The organism is Xylanibacillus composti (genome assembly GCF_018403685.1).
Taxonomy (GTDB): Bacteria; Bacillota; Bacilli; order Paenibacillales; family K13; genus Xylanibacillus; species Xylanibacillus composti.
Genome location: NZ_BOVK01000061.1, coordinates 61,396 through 68,265 on the forward strand (window position 1 = coordinate 61,396; position 6,870 = coordinate 68,265).

General features: G+C 43.0%; 3 protein-coding genes. 2 read left to right on the forward strand and 1 reads right to left on the reverse strand.

The genetic code is table 11. From position 1 onward, the window contains the following. Positions 1–401 precede the first annotated feature (401 nt). Both XYCOK13_RS18350 and XYCOK13_RS18355 read left to right on the forward strand, forming a co-directional pair. Positions 402–3,488 carry an S-layer homology domain-containing protein gene (locus tag XYCOK13_RS18350; RefSeq protein WP_213413698.1) on the forward strand — a complete coding sequence of 1,029 codons (3,087 nt, stop codon included), beginning with the start codon at positions 402–404 and terminating at the stop codon, positions 3,486–3,488. Positions 3,489–3,596: 108 nt separating this feature from the next. Continuing rightward, positions 3,597–4,379, forward strand: coding sequence for a stalk domain-containing protein (locus XYCOK13_RS18355; RefSeq protein ID WP_213413699.1), 783 nt, complete (start codon positions 3,597–3,599; stop codon positions 4,377–4,379). Positions 4,380–4,464: 85 nt separating this feature from the next. Here XYCOK13_RS18355 and XYCOK13_RS18360 read toward each other — a convergent pair whose 3' ends face one another. Beyond that, positions 4,465–6,573 (reverse strand): hypothetical protein, encoded by a 2,109-nt coding sequence (locus XYCOK13_RS18360; protein ID WP_213413700.1) that lies wholly within the window; start codon positions 6,571–6,573, stop codon positions 4,465–4,467. Positions 6,574–6,870 lie beyond the last annotated feature (297 nt).

A 6,870-nucleotide genomic window follows, 5' to 3' on the forward strand; every position in this document is an offset into this window, starting at 1 on the left:
ATGACGCATAGGGCAAATCATTATATACTATGTCATGTGGATGAGGGATACATCAGCGCTTGATAGAAGCCCATCCATCAAAGCGGATCGATAGCGAATTTGGTAGAATTCCCCCGAATCGATTGCAACATTTTTTCTGAGCAGAGCGCAACTTTTAATGAAACCCTGCGTTTAATATGAGTGAGATCACAACATGTGCAGTCAACAACACATAACGAGCAAGACACAGCAAATGTTGGTATCATTTCTCAATTTGAGCTTTACGCAGTCAGGCTGAACATGTATAATATTAAAGTAGTCTTTCTGTTTCTACTATTTGTTAACTAGTTTCTGTGACATTCGTGTTGCAGAGCATTATCTATAAGCAAATTGCTCAGCTCTGGGAAGGGGGTGAATCGGCTATGAGAGAATCGAGCTCTACTTTTATCAAGAAACAACACTCTCACACACCGAAATATCAAGGAGGAGAAAGAAAGGGTATGAAGAAAAGTTTATCCCTGCTGCTAGCGATTGCAATGGTATTCAGCATGTTTGCTTCCGTTGCATCTGCTGCAGATGATCTGACTGCACAACAAAAATTCGACGCATTGAAAGCAAAAGGAATCTTCTCTGGCATGCCAGACGGTTCCGCTGGTCTCGACCAAGACATGACTCGCGCGCAATTTGCTCGCGTAGCAGGATTGGTAATGGGTCTTGATTTTAGCAATCCTCCGGCGACTGCATCCTTCAGCGATGTACAACCGACACACTGGGCGTTCGACGCAGTAGAAGCTGTTAAGGAAGCTGGTCTGATGAGCGGCTACAGCGAAACTGTATTCGGCGACAAGGACAACATCACAATCGAGCAAATGGCTCGCGTGTATGTTGATGCTCTTGGTCTTGAAGTAGACGAAGAAGCTGAATTTGAAGGCGCATCCGAGTGGGCGCAAAAGTATGTGAAAGCTGCAGTAGACGCTGGACTGATCTCCGCTGACGCTGACTTCACTGCTAACGCTACTCGCGCTCAATTGGTTGAAGTAACATACGTTGTTGGCGGCAAAGTTGGTGTATTCGAGCCTGCGAAGGTTTCTATCGTATCTGCTAAGCCAACTGGTGTAAAAGAAGTAACAGTAGTACTTGACAAAGCTGTTGACACTGAGAAGGCTAAAGTTGTTCTGAAGCGTGTAACTACTACAGTTGCAACTACGACAACTTGGTCCGACGACCGTAAGACAGCTACATTGGAATTGACTGACGCTAAGATTATGGAAGGTGACTATACAGTAACCCTTGAAGGTCTGAATGAAGAAGACGTTCAAAACGGTACTGCAACGTTCAAAGCTGAGAACGAAAGAGTAGTTAAGCTTGAGTTCACTACGCCTTCTGACACAATTGCACAATCCGACAAGGTAAGAATCGACTTCGAAGCGCTCAACCAATACGACGAGCCAACTTCGATCAACGCAGGCAACTTTGACGTGTATGCTTCCACGCCTAACACAGTCAGAGAGCCGCAAGTGAAGAAAGACGGTTATGGCAAACTCTATGTGGATATGGATACTGATGATTCCGATAGCGAAACACCAGTGTTGATTCCAAACGTGAGCCAAATTTCCGTTAACGTAATTAACACTGATTCCCAAATCAGCGTAAACAAAACGTTCAAGTTGGGAAGCAAGCCTTATGTTGCTAAAGTTGAGTTGGGTGACGCTGCTTACTCCAACGGCGAAGATTACCTGTCCAAGCAAGGCGACAAAGTTGTAATTGAACTGATTCAATACGATCAATACGGTCATCGCATCTCGGAAGGTTCCGGCACATTGTTCAACGCTTCTGTAAATGTTCTTCCTTATCTGAAAGAGCTCGAAGCTGAACTGGACGATGATAACAACGACGATTTCCTTGATGTAATCGTAAGATTGAAAGATGGCGACGCTAAGGTAACTGGCGAGTACACTGTTAATGTATTTGGTGGCTCCTCCGCTACTAAGGTGATCAACGTTAAAGCAACAAAATATGCTGCTACAGTAGAACTGGAAGCTCCAACTCTGGCAGCTGGCGATGAGAACAAGTATATCACAGTTACTGCTTATGACGTTGAAGGTAACAAATTGTCCGCTGATGACATCGTTCAAAACTACGAGTCCGGACACCTTCAATTTGGACCATCTGGCAACCTGACATTGGGTGCTAGAGGTGATGTAACAAGCGCTATGCTGGCGACTCAAGGTTCTCAGCAAGCAATTGTGAAGACTGGTGAGCACAAAGGTAAACTGCATATCGCACTCGTTGGTAACAAAGGTGCGGCTAATATCTTTGTAAACATCATTCCTGAAAGTGCAAATGGAATTATGTTCAGCAAGAACTTCCCGATCAATATCCAAGATCAGCGTTATCCTGTCTCCTTGAGAGTGAAGGACGACAACGCTAAGAAGGCTATTGCTGGTGCAGAATCCAAGCTGAAAGTTGTAGCAATTGACAACTACGGCGAAGAGATTAAAGGTACTGTTAATAACGTTCAAGAAAGAACAAGAACTGTAAGCTATGCAGTTTATGTTGAAAGAACAGGCTCTCAAGGCACTGGTGTAACATTCAGCCAAGCTACTGGCGGTTATGCTAACCTGAGCGATGTACTGGATAAAGATCTTAAGTTTGAATCTGCATCCGGTGCTGGTTACAACGACTACTATGAAGTGAAGATTTCTCTTGTTAAGATCAACCAAGATACTGGCCGTGTTCTTGACGAATCCGTATCCTCGGTTACTAAGAGAATGACAGTTATCAACCCGAACAACACAAGATTGACTTACTCTTTGAAGACAATCAACCCAATGTTCGCGGCAATTGATAACTCCACTTATGTATTCGATGATCAGATTGCAATAAGCAAGCATGCGAAGACGGTAGAGTTGGAAGCTAAAGATGGTTCCGGCGATAAGGTAGCACTTCCAGGCGGTTACATCCTGTCCTTGTCCACTGGAGACTCCAGTGTAGCTGAGCATAACAGCCAAGACAAAGTACTGGGTAACAAAGCTGGAAAGACTACAGTTCGTGTACTGCACACAAAAGCTGAAGGCGGCACTGGCACATTGACTCAAGAAATTGAAGTTAAATCCGATGCGGTTAGAGTTGCTGAGTTCAACGATGGTAAAGCATCCGCAACTATGACTGCTAATGGACAACGTGCTTGGAGCTTGATGGAGCTGAAAGCTAAAGACAACTATGGAACTGAATACAAGCATGATGAGACTGTCACTAACCCTGATGGATTCACTGGTCCTGTATCCGTATTCCAAGCTTATGACAAGTTCCTGGGTGTAAGATATTCGGTCAGCGAAATCCAGTTCAATGGTACTCCTGAAGCTGGTGCTGGCGTAACTGTTGACAACAACAGCTCGAGCACTACATTTGGTGCTATTACAGTGACAGGTAATGTTGCCGGATTTACATTGACAGCTGATTCTCCAACTGGTCAATCCCGTGTAACTGCTGTATCTGTTGGTTTTTAATCAAGCATCATAAGTAACTTTCACAGAAAGAAGACCCTTCGGGGTCTTCTTTTTTTTGGCATCTCATGTGATAATAAAGTATAGAAGAAACTGATGAGGTGATATACTATGCGCAGATGGAAGTGGTTGTTAATACTAGGTGGAGCTGTCTTAATAGGGACAAGTCCGTTCGTGCCCCAATCTTATGGCAACACCGTCTCAGATCTGAATAAAGTACAAGTGATGTTGGGAGAGAATTGTGATGGAAATCAATGTTCAGAAGGTTACTTGTTAGCTGATACGGTGTATGTACCTATTCGCTTTGTAATGGAGTCAATCGGTGCGCAAATCGACTGGGATGCTTCAAATAAGATTGTACATATCGAAAGTACAACAGATCAGACTAATCCGACTCCTGAGCCCCCAGCGAGTAATACAAATCCTACAAATGAGGACGTTTGGCATGATACTAAGATAATTCATCTTAAATCTGAAGCAGCTGTAGAACAGTTGATCAACTTTAACAACTTGCTGGCCGCTGCATATGAGCTGTATGAAGCCACAGGAGAAGTGAATTGGGTGCAGCAGGTGTCTACTGGTAAAGTAAAGGAGTTAAAAAATGAAATGAATAGGTTGAATCAGGAGATACTTGCGTATCATGAAGCGAATGCAGATAAGCATGAGCATCCTCTTGAATATACACAGCTAGCCAAAAAAATTGTCGATGCTGCTTCTTACTATGAAATGTCCGCACAGGCATTGCAGCGTTATGTTGGTAACAATAACAATAGTGATAAAAAAGCCTATCTCTTGTACAGATTCTTCGCTCTAGAACAGATGAGCGACATAAGTAAACAATTGTTAAAGATACAACTTGAACTCGAAGAAATCAAAAATAAATCCGATTATTAAACGAAGAGGGCAGATAAAAAGAGTGGAGCAGAAAAACATTGAGGACATCAATGTTTTTCTGCTCCACTTTCACTTAATAGTTGAATTAGTCCGTTGTTCTAAACCAACCGATTTCCATACTGCCGATCAGTTTCTTCTGTCCTGATGTGAATTGGTGGTATACATTTAGATTGTATTTTTCTAGTGTACGAATCTGGAAGACCAAATTTCCACTTTGCTTAACCATTTCGCCGGAATTTTCACCAAGCTCCAACGTAGTATCCGGGTTATCTCCATTCTCTAGTGAGTACACTTCCGTGAACTTGAGGTCGTGCTTCTCATCCGTTACTTCTAGTACCAATTTGTGATTTTCCGTGTTAGCCTCAACGAGCAAGTCCTTGGTTAGATTGTAATCAAAGGATAAGGTCATAGTACCTGCCTCGTAATTAATCTGTGTGCGGATTTTGCTCATAGAGATCTCATAAGGGAACATATCAAGTTGCTTTAACTCCGTTGGCACTTCCAGAGTCTCGTCAGGTAGTGTGAAAGCGACAGGGTTGACGTACAGATCTGTTGGAGTACCGTCTTCCCCAATAATGGCTTCGCCTACTACAAGCTTGAGTTTGCTGGTGTCAATATTCTTAGGGAACTGCTTGTAGAAATTAACCAATGCTTTGCCACCTGGTGCTACTTTATTCTCTGAGATTTCTACAGACGCAGGGTATAACCAACCATCCTCTGTTTCATAATAAGCATTAAGATTAGCGATGTTAGAGAAACGCTTCTCCAAATTTTCAGCCAAGAACTGTGTTGAGAAGATGTTAGCGGAAGTACCTTCATAAGTGAGAACATTGCGCACAGATAGGGCAGCTCTCTTTCCGATCACATCGAGTGTGTGCTTACCATTGACACCAATGGTATTAATGGAGGACAGGTCCTCATTGTGTATGAACTCAAGAAGATCTACACGCTGCTCGTCCTCTTCGATCTCCTGAAGTATGGTACGAACCTCAGTGAACTCGTATGTGTATGGAATCGTTGCATAAAGCTGTACGGAAACGCTGGACTTCGGCTTAATTCCGATTACATTGTCCGATAGCACTGCTGTTGCTGTAACGTCAATATTCTGGTCTAGCGTGAACTGTCCAGCAAGCTTGGGAAGCTCCAGAGTCTCTGTTCCGTTATTAGTAATCGTTAAATCAGCTGTAAGCAAGTCGTAATCCTCACTAGGTAGACGATGAATGGAGTTCAGGATGACATGGTAGTCACCAGTTGAATTAGAGAAGGAATGCTCGGTTCCGATGGCGCCACCTTCTTGTTTGTTTATTGCAGGAAGATCATAAGTCGCAATAGGCAGTTTCACATTAGAATCGGCCAAAGGCAATGCGATCTGCAGCTTCCAGCCAGAAGGATCAACATCTACCGGAATTGAACCCGTCAATTGAATATCATCTTTTACCTTGGGGTTAAGAACCATTTCACTTGTGCCTTTTAAGGTTAGCGGGTAAGACAAACCGTTAGAAGTAAGGATTCTGTACTCATATGCTGGTAAAGTGAAACTTTGAGAACCGATATTCTCTAGTTGCAATGTAATGGTTGGTCTATGATACTTCTCAGTCTTGCTCATAATGACTCGATCAATGAAAGTCGAGACCTCAGTTCCATCTACGAGCAAATTCCGTTTCTGGTTCGCAGGTGTAACGGCCTTGTAAGTGGTCGGTACAGAGATAGTACCTAAGCTTCTCTCGAAGTTAGGGAGATTGAAATCCCATTTAACGAATTCAAACTGAAGATCCTGAAGAGACAAGTTTTTGCTGACATCAGCATAATAAGTCAGAGTCTTGGATGTTTGGGCAGGCACACGTTCTTCTAGTCTATCTTCAGGAATGAGATTAACGGTAAATCTGGATCCGGCCTTAGATTTTACCTGTGTCCAGTAATCCAAGAGGTTAATATCTGTGCTGCTGTTGTTGTGAACAGTGACCTTAAACGAGATAGTGTTGCCATTTCTGTCGGACAACAAATTCACTTCCGCTAATTCAAAAAAACTGACTGAATCGATGTTGACCTTGCCTAATGTAGAGTTGACTACGGTTTGCTTGCTGGCTTGAGCGGTTGATGCAGCGGTATCAGCGAATGACGGAGCTACCGAGCTCAATGTCAGAGCCGCAGCAAGGCTGACACCAACCATGCCTTTATAAAGCCTTTGATTCATTCTCCTATGCCTCCTATGTAGTGCTATTTTCATATAATTATACACAAGCTACGCCTATATGTTTAAACGAATGAAATAAGAATAAGTTGCAAGGAAAAAACAAAAAATAAACAAGAAAATATCCCCATGCCATGGGCAGGGGATATATAAAGTAAGTGTTATTACAGGATTGTAAACCAAGCACTATCAGAGTAATAGCGATCAAGTCCAAATTTATGTGTAAATTCCCTCAGCTAGATTGTGCTACATAATGCGTGTTACTTTTGAAGCGGACCTAGGGCGATTCTCGCGCCATTC